The 1,073-nt window shown below is 48.9% G+C and carries 8 tRNA genes and 1 rRNA gene; all 9 read right to left on the reverse strand.

The window, feature by feature from the left end:
- Positions 1-201: 201 nt before the first annotated feature.
- The 9 genes from LCL91_RS21840 to rrf all read right to left on the reverse strand — a co-directional run bounded on the left by LCL91_RS21840 (position 202) and on the right by rrf (position 1,069).
- Positions 202-277: transfer RNA gene (locus LCL91_RS21840), tRNA-Ala, on the reverse strand.
- Positions 278-299: 22 nt separating this feature from the next.
- Positions 300-376: transfer RNA gene (locus tag LCL91_RS21845), tRNA-Pro, on the reverse strand.
- 28 nt (positions 377-404) lie between these two features.
- Positions 405-481, reverse strand: a tRNA-Arg gene (locus LCL91_RS21850).
- 16 nt (positions 482-497) lie between these two features.
- Positions 498-572 (reverse strand) — tRNA-Gly (locus LCL91_RS21855).
- Positions 573-575: 3 nt separating this feature from the next.
- Positions 576-660: transfer RNA gene (locus LCL91_RS21860), tRNA-Leu, on the reverse strand.
- Positions 661-667: 7 nt separating this feature from the next.
- Positions 668-743 (reverse strand) — tRNA-Lys (locus tag LCL91_RS21865).
- An 18-nt stretch (positions 744-761) separates the two neighbouring features.
- Positions 762-837 (reverse strand) — tRNA-Thr (locus LCL91_RS21870).
- A 30-nt stretch (positions 838-867) separates the two neighbouring features.
- Positions 868-943 (reverse strand) — tRNA-Val (locus tag LCL91_RS21875).
- A 9-nt stretch (positions 944-952) separates the two neighbouring features.
- Positions 953-1,069: ribosomal RNA gene (gene rrf / locus LCL91_RS21880) — 5S ribosomal RNA — on the reverse strand.
- Positions 1,070-1,073: the final 4 nt, after the last annotated feature.

Genomic DNA, 1,073 nt, shown 5'->3' on the forward strand with positions numbered 1-1,073 from the left:
GTTCGTCCTGAGCCAGGATCAAACTCTCCGATAGAAAGCTTAATCTAGCTTTTAAAACAATTTGTTTCCGTAGAAACAACTACTTACATGGCGTTTCGTTCAGTTTTCAAAGAGCAATTTTTCTTTCATCGTCGTTTTCAGCGACCAAACCATCATACCATGATGTGTTTGTCAGTGTCAACGACTTTTTTGAAAAAGTTTTGGTGGAGCCTAGCGGGATCGAACCGCTGACCTCCTGCGTGCAAGGCAGGCGCTCTCCCAGCTGAGCTAAGGCCCCTTTGTTATAAATAGAAGATAGATGGTCGGGAAGACAGGATTTGAACCTGCGACCCCTTGGTCCCAAACCAAGTGCTCTACCAAGCTGAGCTACTTCCCGTTTTAAAAAAAGAAAATAGTAAAAGTAATGGTGCGCCCGAGAGAAGTCGAATCCCTAACCTTCTGATCCGTAGTCAGACGCTCTATCCAATTGAGCTACGGGCGCAAATATATTAAGTTAATGGAGCGGAAGACGGGATTCGAACCCGCGACCCCCACCTTGGCAAGGTGATGTTCTACCACTGAACTACTTCCGCAATTGGTGCGGGTGAAGGGACTTGAACCCCCACGTCGTAAGACACTAGATCCTAAGTCTAGCGCGTCTGCCAATTCCGCCACACCCGCAAATAACTGGTGAGCCATGAAGGACTCGAACCTTCGACCCTCTGATTAAAAGTCAGATGCTCTACCAACTGAGCTAATGGCTCTTTTCATGTAAGAAAAGCTGGTGCCGGCCAGAGGACTTGAACCCCCAACCTACTGATTACAAGTCAGTTGCTCTACCAATTGAGCTAGGCCGGCATTATATGTACCCTTGCGGGTTGAAAAATATGGTGGAGGATGACGGGCTCGAACCGCCGACCCTCTGCTTGTAAGGCAGATGCTCTCCCAGCTGAGCTAATCCTCCACTATATAAGTCCAGCGACGTCCTACTCTTGCAGGGGGAGATCCCCCAACTACCATCGGCGCTGAAGAGCTTAACTTCCGTGTTCGGCATGGGAACGGGTGTGACCTCTTCGCCATCGTCACTAGACTTT

This window comes from Guptibacillus hwajinpoensis, from assembly GCF_020171785.1.
Classification (GTDB): domain Bacteria; phylum Bacillota; class Bacilli; order Bacillales; family Guptibacillaceae; genus Guptibacillus; species Guptibacillus sedimenti.